The sequence below is a fragment of the Agromyces hippuratus genome (assembly GCF_013410355.1).
Classification (GTDB): domain Bacteria; phylum Actinomycetota; class Actinomycetes; order Actinomycetales; family Microbacteriaceae; genus Agromyces; species Agromyces hippuratus.
Window position 1 is genome coordinate 511,064 of sequence record NZ_JACCFI010000001.1, and the last position, 16,211, is coordinate 527,274.

14 protein-coding genes are annotated in these 16,211 nt (G+C 70.0%); 11 read left to right on the forward strand and 3 right to left on the reverse strand.

The window, feature by feature from the left end:
* Positions 1-78 precede the first annotated feature (78 nt).
* The 5 genes from BJY17_RS02430 (at position 79) to BJY17_RS02450 (ending at position 4,009) form a co-directional block, all read left to right on the forward strand.
* Positions 79-744, forward strand: a complete 666-nt coding sequence (locus tag BJY17_RS02430) for a TetR family transcriptional regulator (protein WP_179549967.1) — start codon at positions 79-81, stop codon at positions 742-744.
* A gap of 106 nt (positions 745-850) precedes the next feature.
* Positions 851-1,663, forward strand: coding sequence for an ABC transporter ATP-binding protein (locus BJY17_RS02435; RefSeq protein ID WP_179549968.1), 813 nt, complete (start codon positions 851-853; stop codon positions 1,661-1,663).
* On the forward strand, positions 1,660-2,346 hold the full coding sequence (locus BJY17_RS02440) for an ABC transporter permease (protein ID WP_179549969.1): 687 nt from the start codon (positions 1,660-1,662) through the stop codon (positions 2,344-2,346). The genes BJY17_RS02435 and BJY17_RS02440 overlap by 4 nt, the downstream gene beginning before the upstream one ends.
* Entirely contained in the window at positions 2,343-3,086 is a 744-nt protein-coding gene (locus BJY17_RS02445; protein ID WP_179549970.1) for an ABC transporter permease, read from the forward strand. Before BJY17_RS02440 ends, BJY17_RS02445 begins: the two co-directional genes overlap by 4 nt.
* On the forward strand, positions 3,083-4,009 hold the full coding sequence (locus BJY17_RS02450; RefSeq protein ID WP_179549971.1) for an ABC transporter substrate-binding protein: 927 nt from the start codon (positions 3,083-3,085) through the stop codon (positions 4,007-4,009). Before BJY17_RS02445 ends, BJY17_RS02450 begins: the two co-directional genes overlap by 4 nt.
* Here BJY17_RS02450 and BJY17_RS02455 read toward each other — a convergent pair.
* The 3 genes from BJY17_RS02455 to BJY17_RS02465 form a co-directional block, all read right to left on the reverse strand.
* The gene (locus BJY17_RS02455) at positions 4,006-4,752 is read right to left on the reverse strand and encodes a DedA family protein (RefSeq protein WP_179549972.1); all 747 of its coding nucleotides are present in this window, start codon (positions 4,750-4,752) and stop codon (positions 4,006-4,008) included. The two genes, BJY17_RS02450 and BJY17_RS02455, sit on opposite strands and share 4 nt — an antisense overlap.
* A gap of 84 nt (positions 4,753-4,836) precedes the next feature.
* The gene (locus BJY17_RS02460) at positions 4,837-5,772 is read right to left on the reverse strand and encodes a M56 family metallopeptidase (RefSeq protein WP_179549973.1); all 936 of its coding nucleotides are present in this window, start codon (positions 5,770-5,772) and stop codon (positions 4,837-4,839) included.
* Positions 5,773-5,774: 2 nt separating this feature from the next.
* Positions 5,775-6,149 (reverse strand): BlaI/MecI/CopY family transcriptional regulator, encoded by a 375-nt coding sequence (locus tag BJY17_RS02465; protein ID WP_179549974.1) that lies wholly within the window; start codon positions 6,147-6,149, stop codon positions 5,775-5,777.
* 111 nt (positions 6,150-6,260) lie between these two features.
* On the opposite strand from BJY17_RS02465, the gene BJY17_RS02470 reads away from it, so the two are divergent.
* The 6 genes from BJY17_RS02470 (at position 6,261) to leuS (ending at position 16,200) form a co-directional block, all read left to right on the forward strand.
* A complete protein-coding gene (locus tag BJY17_RS02470; protein WP_179549975.1) occupies positions 6,261-7,673 on the forward strand; it encodes a cytochrome ubiquinol oxidase subunit I in 1,413 nt (470 codons plus the stop codon).
* Positions 7,674-7,684: 11 nt separating this feature from the next.
* A complete protein-coding gene (gene cydB / locus BJY17_RS02475; RefSeq protein ID WP_179549976.1) occupies positions 7,685-8,689 on the forward strand; it encodes a cytochrome d ubiquinol oxidase subunit II in 1,005 nt (334 codons plus the stop codon).
* Entirely contained in the window at positions 8,690-10,348 is a 1,659-nt protein-coding gene (gene cydD / locus BJY17_RS02480; protein ID WP_179549977.1) for a thiol reductant ABC exporter subunit CydD, read from the forward strand.
* Complete coding sequence (cydC, locus tag BJY17_RS02485; RefSeq protein WP_179549978.1) at positions 10,341-12,062, forward strand: thiol reductant ABC exporter subunit CydC; 1,722 nt, start codon at positions 10,341-10,343, stop codon at positions 12,060-12,062. Before cydD ends, cydC begins: the two co-directional genes overlap by 8 nt.
* A gap of 9 nt (positions 12,063-12,071) precedes the next feature.
* Positions 12,072-13,547, forward strand: coding sequence for an aminodeoxychorismate synthase component I (gene pabB / locus BJY17_RS02490; RefSeq protein ID WP_179549979.1), 1,476 nt, complete (start codon positions 12,072-12,074; stop codon positions 13,545-13,547).
* Between the two features lie 76 nt (positions 13,548-13,623).
* On the forward strand, positions 13,624-16,200 hold the full coding sequence (leuS, locus tag BJY17_RS02495; protein ID WP_179549980.1) for a leucine--tRNA ligase: 2,577 nt from the start codon (positions 13,624-13,626) through the stop codon (positions 16,198-16,200).
* Positions 16,201-16,211 lie beyond the last annotated feature (11 nt).

Genomic DNA, 16,211 nt, shown 5'->3' on the forward strand with positions numbered 1-16,211 from the left:
GCGTCGCGAAACGTGCCCGGCATGGTCGGACGACCCGCGCCGCTCCGGGTAGAGTGGACGGGCAACTGAGGAGGTTCCGTGCCGAATGTCGACCTGATCCTGGGGGCCGATCCGAGCCGGAGACGCTCGATCCGCACCGAGCCGACCCAGCGACGCAGTACGCAGCGGCTCGACGCGCTGCTCGATGCCGCGGCGGAGATCGTCGACGAGTCCGGATTCGAGCGGCTGACCACGCAGATGGTCGCCGAGCGCGCCGGCGCCTCGATCGGCACCGTGTACCGCTACTTCCCCGATCGCGTCGCCGTGCTGTACGCACTTCGCGAGCGCTCGGTGCGGCGGTTCCGCGAGCGCATCGCCGACGACCTCGTCGACATCGATCTCGCCAACTGGTGGCACCTCATGGACGTGGCGATCGACGCGTGCGCTGCGATGTACCGCGACGAGCCCGGCTTCAGCGTCGTGCACGCCGCACGTCGCGAGACTCCCGAAGACGACATCGAGCCCGAGCTCGCGCATCGGCTCGCACGCCTCATCGAGGCGGAGTTCGGCGGCGATGACCTCGACCTCGTCGAGCTCCGGTTCCGCCTCGGCGTCTCGATCGAACTCGGCGACGCGCTCATCAGCCGCGCCTTCGAGCGCGACGAGGCCGGCGACGACCGGTACCTGGCCGAGGCGAAGCGCCTCGTGCACGACTATCTCGCCGAGCACCTCGGCGAGGTGCGCAGCGCCAGCAACGCGGCCTGACCCGCCTTCTGAGGCCGACGCGCCGCGTCGCGTTCGTTGCCTCGGCACGTGATTGGTGTTTGGCTGGAAGCCGGTCCGGCGAGCGCCGGGCGTGGAATGAGGCAGCATGATCGAGTTCCGAGGCGTCACCAAGCAGTTCCCCGACGGCACCGTCGCGGTGGCCGGTGTCGACATCGTCGTCCCGCCGCGCAAGACGACCGTCTTCGTCGGCTCCTCGGGTTCCGGCAAGACCACACTCCTGCGCATGATCAATCGCATGGTCGATCCGACCGCGGGTCAGGTGCTGATCGACGGCACGGATGTCGCGACGCTCGACCCGGTGGGGCTGCGACGCGGCATCGGGTACGTGATGCAGAACTCGGGGCTGCTGCCGCACCGCAAGGTGATCGACAACGTCGCGACGGTGCCGCTGCTCCGCGGTGAGAAGAAGGCGGTCGCCCACGCTCGCGCTCTCGAACTGCTCGACACGGTGGGGCTCGACCGCTCCCTCGCCGACAAGTATCCGAGTCAGCTCTCAGGAGGTCAGCAGCAGCGCGTGGGCGTCGCCCGGGGGCTCGCCGTCGACCCCAATATCCTGCTGATGGACGAGCCGTTCGGCGCCGTCGACCCGATCGTGCGGGCGGAGCTGCAGCAGGAGCTGCTGCGCCTGCAGGGCGAACTCGGCAAGACGGTCGTCTTCGTCACGCACGACATCGACGAGGCGTTCCTCCTCGGCGACCAGGTCGTGATCATGCAGCGCGGCGGGCAGATCTCCCAGGCGGCGTCTCCTGCTGAGATCCTCGCGAATCCCTCCGACGACTTCGTCGCCGACTTCGTCGGGGCGAATCGGGGCAAGCGGGCGTTGCACCTGACCGAGGTCGACGGGCGGCGGATCGTCGTCGACGACGACGGCCGCCCTGCGGGAGTGCTCGCCTCGTGAACTGGCTCTGGTCGAATCTCGACCTGGTCGGCGAACTGATGCTGACGCATCTGGCACTGTCGGTGCCGGCGATCATACTGAGCTTCGTGATCTCGGTTCCGATCGGATGGGTCGCGCACCGGTACCGGTGGTCGCGAGGGGTGCTGCTCTCGCTCTGCGGCCTGCTCTACGCGATCCCGTCGCTTGCGCTGCTCATCGCCCTGCCGGTCGTCACCGGGCAGCGGACGACCTCCCCGATCAACCTCGTGGTCGCACTGACGCTGTACGGCATCGCGGTGATCGTGCGCACCGCCGCCGACGCCTTCGACGCGGTGGAGACCGATGTGCGTCAGTCGGCGACGGCCATCGGGTATTCGACGGCGGGTCGGTTCTGGGGCGTCGAGCTGCCGCTCGCGGGGCCGGTGCTGCTGTCCGGCCTCCGGGTCGTGATCGTGAGCACGGTGAGTCTCGCCACCATCGGCGCCGTGATCGGCGTGCAGAGCCTCGGCAGCCTGTTCACCGATGGCCTGCAACGCGGCATCCAGGCCGAGATCGTCACGGGCATCGTCGCGACGATGGTCCTCGCCATCGGGCTCGACTGGGCGGCCGTGGCGATCGGCCGCCTGCTGATGCCGTGGTGGCGGCCGAGCGTCGCGGAGCGTCGCCGCACCCTCGACCGAGTGGAGCGGGTGGACGCCGCATGAACCTCCTGCTCGAGGGCATCGCCTGGATCCTCGACCCCGCCAACTGGGCCGGGGCGGGGTCGATCCCCGAGCGCATCGCCCAGCATCTCGCGATCTCGGCGACCGTGCTCGTGATCTCAGCGGTCATCGCCCTGCCGATCGGCATGCTCGTCGGGCACACTGGCCGGGGCAAGGAGCTCGTCGTGACGGTCTCCGGAGGGTTGCGCGCGCTGCCGACGCTCGGCTTGCTGACGCTCCTGGCCCTGTGGCTCGGCATCGGCCTGCAGGCGCCGATCATCGCACTGGTCGTGCTCGCATTGCCGCCGCTGCTCGCCGGCGCCTACTCGGGGCTCGAGTCCGTCGACCGACGCACGGTCGACGCTGCGAGGGCGATGGGCATGCGCGAGGGGCAGATCATCGGCAAGGTCGAGGTGCCGCTCGGCATGCCGATCATCGTCGGCGGCATCCGCTCGGCCACGCTCCAGATCATCGCGACCGCGACACTCGCCGCGTACATCGCCGACGACGGGCTCGGCCGCTTCATCTTCGCCGGACTGAAGACCCGCGACTACGCCGAGATGCTCGGCGGCTCGATCCTCGTGATCCTGCTCGCCCTCGCCATCGACGGGCTCTTCGCGATCATCCAGCGCCTCGTCGTGCCCGCCGGCGTGCGGGCGACCAGAACCAGAGAGCTCCGCTCGCGGCCGCCCCGGCCACGAGCGGCCGTGGGGCGACCCATCACCGAAGGGAATCCAGAATGAACACCGCAGGAAAAGGCCGGCTCGTTGCACTCGCAGCAGTCGCGGTCGGGGCGACAGTGGCCCTGGCAGGGTGCGCGTCGGGCGATCCGCTGGACAGCGGATCGAGTTCCGACGGCGCGTCGTCGGAGACGATCGTCGTCGGTTCGCAGGACTACTACTCCAACGAGATCATCGCCGAGATCTACGCGCAGGCGCTCGAGGAGAACGGCTTCACGGTCGATCGGCAGTTCCGCATCGGCCAGCGGGAGGTCTACATCCCCGAGATCGAAGCGGGCGAGATCGACGTCTTCCCCGAGTACACGGGCAATCTGCTCCAGTACTACGTGCCCGAGACGACGGCGACGACGAGCGACGACGTCTACGCCGAACTCGAGACCTCGCTGCCCGAGGGCCTGCGCGTGCTCGACCAGTCGCAGGCGACCGACCAGGACTCGTACAACGTCACGAAGGAGTTCTCGGACGCCAACGGAGTGACGAGCCTCGCCGACCTCGCGAAGGTCACGACGCCGCTGACCCTCGGCGGCAACTCCGAACTCGAGACGCGCCCGTACGGTCCCGAAGGGCTCAAGTCGGTCTACGGGGTCGATGTGGCCTTCACGCCGATCGAGGACAGCGGCGGCCCGCTCACCCTCAAGGCGCTCGTGGACGACCAGGTGCAGCTCGTCAACATCTACAGCGCCGACCCGAACATCAAGGCCAACGACCTCGTGACGCTCGAAGATCCCGAGGGGCTCTTCCTGGCATCGCATGTCGTACCGGTCGTGAGCGAGAAGGTCACCGACGAGATCGCCGAGGTCATCAACACCGTGAGCGATGCGCTCACCGCCGAAGACCTCGTCGCGCTCAATGCGTTGAGCGTCGATGAGCAGCAGTCGGCCGACCAGATCGCGAAGGACTGGCTCGCCGAGAAGTCGCTGTTCTAGCGGTTCGCGTCGAGATTCGAGGGGTCGGATGCCGCGGCATCCGACCCTTCGTCGTCGTCGGCCGCGCCGGCCGCAGCATCCGACGACTCGCGCGCCGGGGCATCCGTGACGGTCATGTGCTTGGCCTCGGAATGAACGAGGAGTTTCTTCACGCCCCAGACGGCGGCGAGGAAGAGGGCGATGACGCCGACGAACAGGTAGCCCGCCCAGTGCAGCTCGCGGCTCAGCTCGCGGTAGCTCCCGGCGGCGAGCCAGCCGACGGTCACGTAGGAGAACGCCCAGATGACGCACGCGGGCACCGTCCACGCCATGAACTTGCGGTACCGCATCGAGCTCATGCCGACGGTGAGCGGGATGAGCGAGTGCAGCACGGGCAGGAACCGGGAGATGAAGACCGCCGGCCCGCCGCGGCGGTCGAGGTAGCGCTCGGCGCGAGCCCAGTTCTCGTCGCCGATCTTGCGCCCGACCCACGATCGGTGGATGTGGGGTCCGAACCAACGGCCCAGCGCGAATCCGATGCTCTCGCCGATCAGTGCGCCGACGATGACGGTGATCGTGAGCGCGAAGTACTCGCCCACTCCGTCGACGGCCGTCGACGCGACGATCACGATCGTGTCGCCCGGAACGACGAGACCGATGAGCACCGACGTCTCGAGCAGCATTCCGAGCCCGGCGAGGAGGGTGCGGGCGATCGGGTCGACAGCCTGGACGGTGTCGAGGATCCAGTCGAGGATCTCGTTCATCGTTCGAGCGTAGCGAGGCGCACTGGGCGCCGGCATCAGACTCGGGTCTGATTCGCCGGCGGGCGCCTCGTACCGTGGTCGGGGTCAGGCGACCGCGCCGAGGGTGGCGAGCAGTGCGACGATCGGTACGGCGACGATGATCGCGGCGGTCCACACGACGGCGGAACCGGTCAGCGGGCCGGAGAGCTGCCGGGGTTCATCGAGGCGGGCGAGTCGCGCCTCGAGCATCGTGACGTCGGGAACGACCCCGCCGGAGTCGGCGTAGGCGCCGGGTTCGCCGCCGCTGCCGACCTGCAGCATCGCGCGGCGGAGCGCCTCGTCGTCGGACTCGCGACGTGCATGATCGTCGGCGAGCATCTCGGCGAGGAGTGCCACCGACCGTTCGGCGCGATTGGCGATCGGGAACCAGGGCAGCGCGCTGTGCCAGGCGCGGAACGCGAGGAGCACGAGATGGTGCAACTGATCGAGGTGCGCGCGCTCGTGCGCGATGACGGCCCGCAGTTCGGCGTCGTCGAGCGCGTCGATGAGGCCGTCGGTGAGTACCGTCGCGGTGCGGATGCCCGGCACGCAGTAGGCGAGGGGCACCGGATGGGCGAGCACGCGAGTTCTCGGCTGACCGGGCATCGGGTCGCTGAGCAGGTCGATGAGCTGATGCTGGCGGCGGCGTTCGCGCTCGGCGCGCACTGCCGTGAGTGCGAGGTTGAGCGCGAGATGCAGGGCGAGTCCGGCGGCGAGCGTGAGGGCGGCGAGGTGCACGACGCCGAACACGGGCGGGATCGGGCCGGTGAAGAGGTGGGGGAGGAGGGCCCGGGCCGCGCCCAGCAGCGACCCGGCCGGAGACGCGCCGAAGACGAGCAGGCAGCCGATCATCGAGAGGCCGCCGCCGAGTGCGATCGCCTGCCAGAGTGCCAGAGCGATCGCAGGGGAGCGCGTGGGCCAGGCCGCTCGCGACAGCACGAGGGGGATCGGCCACGCGAGCAGGAGTGCGAATCCGCCGAGCAGCACGGCGACGGTGAGCATCGTCAGGATCGCGAGAGGTCGTCGAGCAGGCGCCGCAGCGTTGCGGCCTCACCGGCGCTGACGGTGCCGACGAATCTGGCGAGCGCGGCATCGCGGTCGCTTGCGCGGTCGAGCACTTCGTGCATGAGCTCTGCGGTGTGCTCTTCGCGAGTGAGGAGCGCCCGGTAGCGGTGCGGGCGTGTTTCGCGCGCACGTGACACGAAGCCCTTGCGCTCGAGCCGGGACAGCACGGTCAACACGGTCGTCGTCGCGACGGCGCGGCCGGGCTCGCCTTCGCTGATGGCGAGGGCGTCGCGCAGTTCGTTCGCGGTGAGCGCGGCGTCGCGCGACCACAACACCTCCATCACGGAGCGTTCCAGTTCGCCGAGACTCGCCATGCCTCCAGACTACCGTCGTCGGGCGATTTGTTCTACGCTTCGTAGAAGAAGGTTCTACTGCGTGTAGAACGTAGCGACATCACTTGCGATCCGCGTGTGAAAGGGGCATTCGTGAACGAGCTGCTGGATCCACTGCTGCTCGCCCGATGGCAGTTCGGGCTCACCACCGTGTACCACTTCCTGTTCGTCCCGATCACCATCGGCCTCGCGACCTCCACGGCGGTCTTCCAGACCGCGTGGTACCGCACCGGCAAGCTCGAGTACCTGAAGATCACGAAGTTCTTCGGCACGATCTTCCTCATCAACTTCGCCATGGGCGTCGTGACGGGCATCGTGCAGGAGTTCCAGTTCGGCATGAACTGGTCGGAGTACTCGCGCTTCGTCGGCGACGTGTTCGGCGCCCCGCTCGCGATGGAGGGCCTGCTCGCCTTCTTCTTCGAGGCGACGTTCATCGGGCTCTGGATCTTCGGCTGGGACAAGCTGCCCCGCGGCATCCACCTCGCGACGATCTGGTGCACGGCCATCGGCTCGATCGCATCGGCCTACTTCATCATCGCGGCGAACGCGTTCATGCAGAACCCGGTCGGCTACGAGATGAACGCCGAACGCGGGCGGGCGGAGCTCGTCGACATCGGCGCGCTTCTGGCGAACCCCGTGGCGCTCGCGGCCTTCCCGCATACGATCGCGGCGAGCTTCATGGTGGCGGCCGGCCTCATCATCAGCGCCGCGGCCTGGCACCTCGCCCGCAACCAGCACCTCGACTCGATGCGCCCCGCACTGAAGTTCGGCCTCTGGGTCATGGTCGGTTCCGGCATCCTCACGACGCTCTTCGGCGACCAGCTCAGCCTCGCCATGGTGGCGACCCAGCCCATGAAGATGGCCGCAGCCGAGGCGATGTACGACACCGCATGCGGGGCGGATGCCTCGTTCTCGCTGTTCACCCTCGGCACGCCCGACGGGTCGAGCGAACTCTTCTCCATCCGCGTGCCGTACCTCCTCTCATTCCTGTCGACCCACACCTTCGACGGTTGCGTGGAGGGCATCAACGACCTGCAGATGCAGTACCAGGAGCTCTACGGCCCCGGCGACTACACGCCCATCATCTGGGTCACCTACTGGTCGTTCCGCTGGATGATCGGCCTCGGCCTGCTCCACGTGCTCGTCGCCGTGGTCGGCCTCTGGCTCACCCGCAAGGGCCGCATGCCGAAGCAGGCATGGGTCTGGAAGGTCGCCGTCTGGAGCTTCCCGCTCTCGCTCGCCGCGATGATCGTCGGCTGGATCTTCACCGAGATGGGCAGGCAACCCTGGATCGTGTTCAGCCTGCTGCCCACCGAATCGGCGGTATCACCGAACGTGACCGGGCTCGACGTGCTCATCTCGCTCGTGGCGTTCACCCTGATCTACGGCATCCTCGCGGTGGTCGAGGTTCGTCTCATCATCCGGGCCATCAGGAAGGGCCCACCGGAGCTCGGCGAACCCGATCCCGAAACCGGCCGCGTCGAACCCGCCTCGACGGTCTACTAGGAGGACACACCATGGATCTCACAGTGCTCTGGTTCTGGATCGTCGCCTTCATGTTCGTCGGCTACTTCGTGCTCGACGGCTTCGACTTCGGCGTCGGCATGTCCCTCCCGTTCCTCGGGAAGGACGACACCGACCGCCGGGTGCTCATCAACACGATCGGCCCCGTGTGGGACCTGAACGAGACGTGGGTGATCGTCGCGGGAGCCGCGCTCTTCGCGGCGTTCCCCGAGTGGTACGCCACGCTCTTCTCCGGGTTCTACCTCGCGCTCCTGCTCATCCTGCTCGCGCTCATCGCTCGCGGCGTCTCCTTCGAGTACCGCCACCAGCGACCCGAGTCGCGCTGGAAGAAGTGGTTCGACGGCATGATCGTCGTCGGGTCGGCAGTGCCGGCGCTCCTCTGGGGCGTCGCGTTCGCCAACATCGTGCAGGGCGTGCCGCTCGACGCGGATCACAACTACACGGGAACGCTCTTCGACCTGCTGAACCCGTACGCGCTGCTCGGCGGCGTCACGACCCTGCTGCTCTTCTTCACCCACGGCGTGGTGTTCGCCTCGCTGAAGACCGAGGGAGATCTGCGCGAGCGGGCGAGACGGCTCGCTGCGAAGTCGGGTCTCATCACGATCGTCGTCGCCGCCTCCTTCCTCCTCTGGACCGGGCTCGCCTTCGGCACGCTCTGGTTCTGGATCCTCGCGGCGGTCGCCGCGGTGGCCCTGATCGGCGGATGGATCGCGAACCTGCGCGGCGCGGAGGGCATCGCCTTCACCCTGCTCGCCGTCACGGTCGCCACTGCGGTGCTCGCGCTCTTCGCGGCCCTGTTCCCCGACGTGATGCCGGCCTCGAACGATCCGGCGAACAGCCTCACGATCGAGAACGCCTCGAGCACGACGTACACGCTCACCGTCATGAGCTGGGTCGCCGTGTTCTGCCTGCCGCTGGTGCTGCTGTACCAGGGCTGGACGTACTGGGTGTTCCGCAAGCGCGTCTCGCGCGCTTCGATCGAGGCGGCAGCGCACTAGGTGAGACCGCTCGATCCGCGGCTCCTCCGCCGCTCCCGTGCCGCCCGCGGCTTCCTCGCCGCGGGCGGCGCCCTCGCCCTCGTCCAGAGCGCCGCCATCGTGGCGTTCGCCTGGGCGCTCGCGTCCCTCGTGACCGGCTTCATCGACGGCATGTCGATGGCCGACGGCGTGCCCCTCCTCGTGCTGCTCGTCGCCGCGGCATCCGTTCGCGCCGTCGCCGCCTGGGTCTGGGACGTGGTGGGCTCCGCCGGTGCCACCCGGGTGAAGGCCGAGCTCCGCAGCGAGCTGCTCACGGCGCTCGAGGCCGAGCCCGAGGGGCTTCCCGACTTCCCGACGGCGCGCATCGCGACCCTGCTCGGCCCGGGGCTCGACGCCCTCGACGCGTACTTCGGCCAGTACCTGCCGCAGCTCGTGTCGACGATCGTGGTCACCCCGATCCTCATCGCGATGGCATGGGTCGCCGACCCGCTGTCGGGGCTCGTGCTCGTGATCGTGCTGCCGCTCATCCCGGTCTTCATGGCGCTCATCGGCATGGCCACCCAGGTCGTGCAGCGACGACAGTGGGAGAGCCTCGCGTCACTGTCGCGCGGCTTCCTCGAGGTCGTCGGCGGACTGTCGACGCTGCTGCTCTTCCGCCGTGCCGAGCGCCAGACCGCCCGCATCAGGGCGGTCACCGACGAGTACCGCTCGCACACCATGAAGGTGCTGCGCATCACCTTCCTCTCGGGCTTCACGCTCGAGTTCGCCGCCAGCCTCTCGGTCGCGCTCGTCGCCGTCTCGATCGGGCTCCGCCTCGTCGCGGGCGACATGATGCTGATCGCCGGCCTCTTCGTGCTGGTGCTCGCACCCGAGGTCTTCCTGCCGCTCCGCAACGTCGGCGCCGCCTTCCACGCGTCGACCGAGGGCGTCGCCGCGTCGGTCGACGCCTTCGACCTGCTCGACGCGGCCGAGCGGGCGCGTCGGGCATCGGCGCGCGACACGGCCGCCATCGCCGACGCGGCGAACGAGGGCGCGGATGCCGGTGGCGGCCTGCTGCTCCGGGGCATCCGGGTCAGGCGCGGCGACCGGGTCGTGCTCGACGGCCTCGACCTCGAGGCCCGCCGCGGTGAACTCGTCGCGGTGACGGGGGAGAGCGGCTCGGGCAAGTCGAGCCTGTTCGCGGCACTGCTCGGCTTCGTGCCGATCGAGGGCGTTGCCGAGCTCGACGGGTCGCGGCTCGGCGCCGGCGCCGCCTCCGGACCCCGGTCGAACCTCGCGTGGTCGGGGCAGACTCCGGCGCTGCTCGCCGGAACGATCGCCTCGAACGTGCGCCTCGGCGACGAAGACGCCGACCCCGCGCTCTGCATGCGCGCGTGCCGGCTCGCCGGCGTCGAGCTCGACCCCGAACTGCGGCTCGGGCCGGGCGGCTCCGGCCTCTCGGGCGGCCAGGCGCAGCGCGTCGCGACCGCCCGGGCGATCCATCGGCTGCTCGCCCGCGACGCTCCGCTGCTGCTGCTCGACGAACCCAGCTCGGCGCAGGACGCCGATCGCGAGGTCGCCCTCGGCGATGGGCTCCGCGAACTCGCGGCGGCCGGCCGCATCGTCGTGGTCTCGACCCACCGCACGGCACTCGCATCCCGGGCCGACCGCATCATCGAACTGGAGCCTGCGCATGTCTGACCCCGCGCGCGCCATGCTGCGCCGCTCCATCCCGAGCCCGCGCCGGCTCCTGCCCGCCGTGCTGTTCGGCATCGGCTCCGCCGGGTCGACGATCGTGCTGCTCGCGTGCTCGGCCTGGCTGATCGCCCGTGCCGACGAGCAGCCGCCCGTGCTGTACCTCTCGATGGCGATCGTCGGTGTACGCGCGTTCGCGCTCGGCCGGTCGGTGTTCCGGTACCTCGAGCGGCTCACGGGCCACGACGCCTCGTTCCGTCAGCTCGCCACGATCCGCGCCGACGTGTTCGCGCGCATGCTGCCGATCGCGCCCGACGGCATCGCGGCGACGCGACGCGGCGATCTGCTCGATCGCTTCGTGAGCGATGTCGACGAACTGCAGAACGTGCCGCTGCGGGCGGTCCAGCCGCTCGTGAGCGCGGCGATCGTGCTCGTGGCCGCCGTCGTCGGCATCGGGTTCCTGGCGCCGCAGTCGGCCGTCGCCGTGCTGATCTGCCTCGTCGCGGGCATCGGCGTTGCGCTCCTCGTGCAACAGCGGGCGGTCGCCCGGGCCGAGCGCACCACGGCACCGCTGCGCGGCGAGCTCCAGGCGGCGATCGTCGAACACGTGCAGGCGCTCGACGTGCTCGTCGCCTTCGACGCTGCCGGCGCCGGGCGCCGCCGCATCGACGAGCTCGGCTCCGAGTACGCCAAGGCGACCCGGACCCGTGCGGCGGCGACCGGCGTCGCAGCGGCGGCGATGAGCGCGATCGGCGGATTCGCCGTGGCCGCGAGCCTCGCCGCGGCGGTGCCGCTCCTGCAGGACGGCCGCATCGACGGGCCCACCTTCGCAGTGCTCTGCCTCGTGCCGCTCGCGATCGCAGAGATCGCGACGGCCGTGCCGCTCGCGGCGTCGGCGCTCCGGCTCGCGCGTGCGAGCGCATCCCGGGTCGCCGGAGCCGTGCCCGACACCGCGCCGGCGGGCATCCCCGCCGTGCCGGAATCGCCGGCGGCACCGCCGGCGGGCGATGCGCCGCCGATGATCGAGCTGCGCGGCGTGCAGGCGAGCTGGCCGGTGCTCGCGAACCCCGAGGGCGGCGCCGGCCCGGCCGCGTCCGACGACGGCAGGGGAACGGCCCTCACCCGGGTCGACCTCGCGATCGCGCCGGGTGAGCGGCTCCTCGTGCGCGGAGGTTCGGGAGCGGGCAAGACCACGCTCGCGCACGTGCTCGTGCGCTTCCTCGAGTACGCCGGTTCGTACCGCCTCGGCGGCGTCGAAGCGTCGACCCTCGACCCAGCCGACGTGCGCGGCATCGTCGGACTCGTCGAGCAGCGGCCGTGGCTCTTCGATGAAGACGTTCGGCAGAACCTGATCTTCGCCCGCGACACCGCGAGCGACGACGAGCTGCTCGACGTGCTCGAGCGCGTGGGCCTGCGCGAGTGGGTCGAGGAGCGCGGCGGCCTCGACGCGAAGGTCGGCGAGCGCGGCGCGCTCGTCTCGGGCGGGCAGGCGCAGCGACTCGCCCTCGCTCGGGCGATGCTCGCCCGGTTCCCCGTGCTCGTGCTCGACGAGCCGACGGCGAGCGTCGACCCCGCGCGCGCCGACGCGCTCCTTCGCGACCTGACCGACGCGGCGAGCCGCTCGGGCAGCAGTGTCGTGCTCATCTCGCACGCCCCGGTCGACCCCGCACTCGTCGATCGCGTCGTGACGATCGAGGACGGCCGCCTCCCGGCGATCTAGGCTGAGGGGATGCCGCGTCGCATCCGCCAGCTCACCCTGCCGGTGTGGCGCGACCCCGAAGCGGTGTTCCGCGCATTCTTCGCCGAGTCGCCGTACGTCGCCTGGCTCGACGGGGGAGCGGATGCCGCGTCGGGATCGAGCGTGCTCGCCGCCGCGCACCCCGGCACCGAGTTCGTCACGGCCGATGCGCGTCGTGGCACGGTCTCGAGGTCGCGGCCGGCTGCGTCGGATGCTTCGGCGCAGGTGCCGACCACGACGGCCGGCTCGATCTTCGACGTGCTCGGCGAGATGCTCTCTGGGCATCGACCAGCACCGGGCGACGACGCCATCGGGTCCACCGATGACGGGGGCCCGATCGGCTGGTTCGGCTGGTTCGGATACGAACTCGGCGCGCAGTTGAACGCGGTTCCGACGGCCGAAGCCGAGACGGCCGACGCCGCGTTCCTCTTCGTCGACCGCGCGATCGTCTTCGATCACGCCGCGCGGTCGGTGCGGCTCGTCTGGCTCGACGACGACGGGTCCGCCGCGCCGGGCCCGGCGGAGGCGTGGGCGGCCGAACTCGCGGCCGGCATCGAACGGCTCGCCGCGGCATCCGCGCCCGTGATCTCGCCGATAGCGTCGCCGGCCGGCGCCGGCCCCGACCGCGCGCCGACCCGCTGGCGGCACGGCCCCGAGCGCTACGAGCAGCTCATCGCCGAATGCCAGGCCGCGATCATCCGCGGCGACGCCTACCAGCTCTGCCTCACGAACCGGGTCGACGTCGACGTGCACCCCGATCCGGCCAGCGCCTACCTGGCGCTCCGCGCATCGAGTCCGAGCCACCACGGCGGGTACCTGCGCTTCGGCGACACCGCACTGCTCAGCGCCTCGCCCGAGCAGTTCCTCCACGTCGAACCCGGAGGCATCGTCTCGACGAAGCCGATGAAGGGCACTCGGCCGCGAAGCGCCGACCCCGAGACCGACGCCGCCCTTCGCCGGGAACTGCTCGCCAGTGAGAAGGAGCGCGCCGAGAACCTCATGATCGTCGACCTCATGCGCAACGACCTCGGCCGCATCGCCGAGCTCGGCACCGTCGAGGTGCCCAGCCTGCTCGACGTCGAGGAGTACGCCCACGTGCACCAGTTGGTCTCGACGGTGACCGCGCGGCTGCGGCATCCGCTCACCGCGCTCGACGCCGTGCAGTCGGCGTTCCCTGCGGGCTCGATGACGGGGGCGCCGAAGCACAGCGCCATGACGATCCTGCACGAGCTCGAGCAAGGGCCGAGGGGGATCTACTCCGGAGCCTTCGGCTACCTCGGCGTCGACGGCAGCGCCGACCTCGCGATGGTGATCCGCTCGATCGTGCTCACGCCGAACGGCGCTTCCATCGGCACCGGCGGCGGCATCACCGCGCTCTCGATCGCTGCGGAGGAGGTCGAGGAGACCCGCATCAAGGCGCGCGCGCTGCTCGCGGTGCTCGGCGCGGAGATGCCCACCTCGGAGTGAGTAGGCTTGATATCCGAGTGCGCCGTGATCCGGCGCGCCCGCCAGCCTTCCCGAGCGATACACGATTGAGAGTCACGTGGCACACGACCAGGACCCAGCGCACGCCGACGCCGGCGCGTACGACTTCGCCGCCATCCAGGCGAAGTGGCTTCCCGTCTGGGATGAGTCCGAGCCGTTCCGTGCCGGGCTCCCCGGCGACACGAGGCCGCGCAAGTACATCCTCGACATGTTCCCCTACCCCTCGGGCGACCTGCACATGGGTCACGCCGAGGCGTTCGGCTACGGCGACACCGTGGCGCGCTACTGGCGCCACCAGGGCTTCGACGTGCTCCACCCCGTCGGTTGGGACTCCTTCGGGCTGCCCGCCGAGAACGCCGCCATCAAGCGCGGCATCGACCCGCGCGGGTGGACCTACGAGAACATCGAGCAGCAGAAGCGCTCGTTCCGCCAGTACGCCCCGTCGTTCGACTGGTCGCGCGAGCTCCACACCAGCGACCCCGAGTACTACAAGTGGAACCAGTGGCTGTTCCTGAAGCTCTACGAGCAGGGCATCGCCTACCGCAAGGCTGGCCAGGTCAACTGGTGCCCCAACGACCAGACGGTGCTCGCCAACGAGCAGGTCATCGACGGGCACTGCGAGCGCTGCGGCGCGGTCGTGACCAAGAAGGCCCTCACGCAGTGGTACTTCCGCGTCACCGACTACGCCGACCGGCTGCTCGACGACCTGAACCAGCTCGAGGGCGCGTGGCCCTCGAAGGTGCTGTCGATGCAGCGCAACTGGATCGGCCGCTCCTCGGGCGCCGACGTCGAGTTCGAGATCGAGGGGCGCGAAGAGCGCATCCCGGTCTTCACGACGCGCCCCGACACGCTCTTCGGCGCGACCTTCATGGTCGTCGCGCCCGATTCCGACCTCGCGGCGGAGCTCGCGAGCGGCGCGTCCGCCGAGGTGCGCATGCGCTTCCAGGACTACGTCGACTCGGTGCGCGCCGAGAGCGACATCGACCGGCTCGCGACCGACCGGCCCAAGACGGGCGTCTTCCTCGAGCGTTACGCGATCAACCCGGTCAACGGCGAGCGCCTGCCGATCTGGGCCGCTGACTACGTGCTCGCCGACTACGGCCATGGCGCGATCATGGCCGTGCCGGCGCACGACCAGCGCGACCTCGACTTCGCGCGCGCGTTCGACCTGCCCGTGCGGGTCGTCGTCGACACGAACGCGCCCGTCACCGGCGTGATCCCCGTCATCCCGCTCGACGAGAACGGCGACCCGTACCTGCCCGACGACCTGGTCACGCTCGAAGACCCGGCGTCGACCGGCGTCGCACTCGCGGGCGAGGGCCGGCTCATCAACTCGGGTCCGCTCGACGGGCTCTCGAAGTCCAACGCGATCCGCCGCGTGATCGAGATCCTCGACGAGCGCGGCCTCGGTCGCTCGTCGAAGAACTACCGCCTGCGCGACTGGCTCATCTCGCGCCAGCGCTACTGGGGCACGCCGATCCCGATCATCCACTGCCCCGATTGCGGCGAGGTGCCGGTTCCCGAGGCCGAGCTGCCGGTGCGACTGCCGGATGCCGCGGGGCTCGACCTGAAGCCGAAGGGTGCGAGCCCGCTCGGCGCCGCAGAGGACTGGGTCAACGTCGCGTGCCCGAAGTGCGGGGGAGCGGCGCGCCGCGACTCCGACACGATGGACACCTTCGTCGACTCGTCGTGGTACTACCTGCGCTACCTCGACCCCAATAGCGACGTACGTGCCTTCGACCCGGCCGAGGCCGAGAAGTGGGCGCCCGTCGACCAGTACGTCGGCGGTGTCGAGCACGCCATCCTGCACCTCCTGTACTCGCGCTTCATCACGAAGGTGCTGTTCGACCTCGGCTACCTGAGCTTCACCGAGCCGTTCACCTCGCTGCTCAACCAGGGCATGGTCATCATGGACGGCACCAAGATGTCGAAGTCCAAGGGCAACCTGGTGGAGTTCGCGAGCGAGCTGCAGGCGCACGGTGCCGACGCGCTGCGCGTCACGCTGGCATTCGCCGGCCCGCCCGAAGACGACATCGACTGGGCGGATGTCTCGCCGGTCGGCGCGTCGAAGTTCCTGGCCCGCGCCTGGCGCATCTCGGGCGAGGTCACCTCGAGCCCCGATATCGAGTGGAAGACGGGCGATGCGGCACTTCGCCGGGTCACGCACCGTCTGCTCTCCGACGCCCCGGGCCTCGTCGAGGCGTTCAAGTTCAACGTCGTCGTCGCCCGACTCATGGAGCTCGTGAACGCGACCCGCAAGGCGATCGACTCCGGTGCCGGCGCCGGTGACGCCGCGGTGCGCGAGGCGGCGGAGGTCACCGCGATGATCCTCGACCTCTTCGCGCCGTTCACGGCCGAAGACATGTGGCAGCGCCTCGGCTACGAGCCGACCGTGGCACTCGTGCCGTGGCGCAAGGCCGACCCGGCACTCCTCGTCGAGGAATCGGTGACCGCGGTCGTGCAGGTCGACGGCAAGGTGCGCGACCGGCTCGAGGTGTCGCCGAAGATCTCGGGCGAAGAGCTCGAGGCGATGGCGCGCGCCTCGGCTGCGGTCGTCCGCTCCATCGGCGAGCGCGAGATCGTCAACGTGATCGTGCGCGCGCCGCGTCTCGTGAACATCGCGACCCGGGGCTGATCGTGCGAACC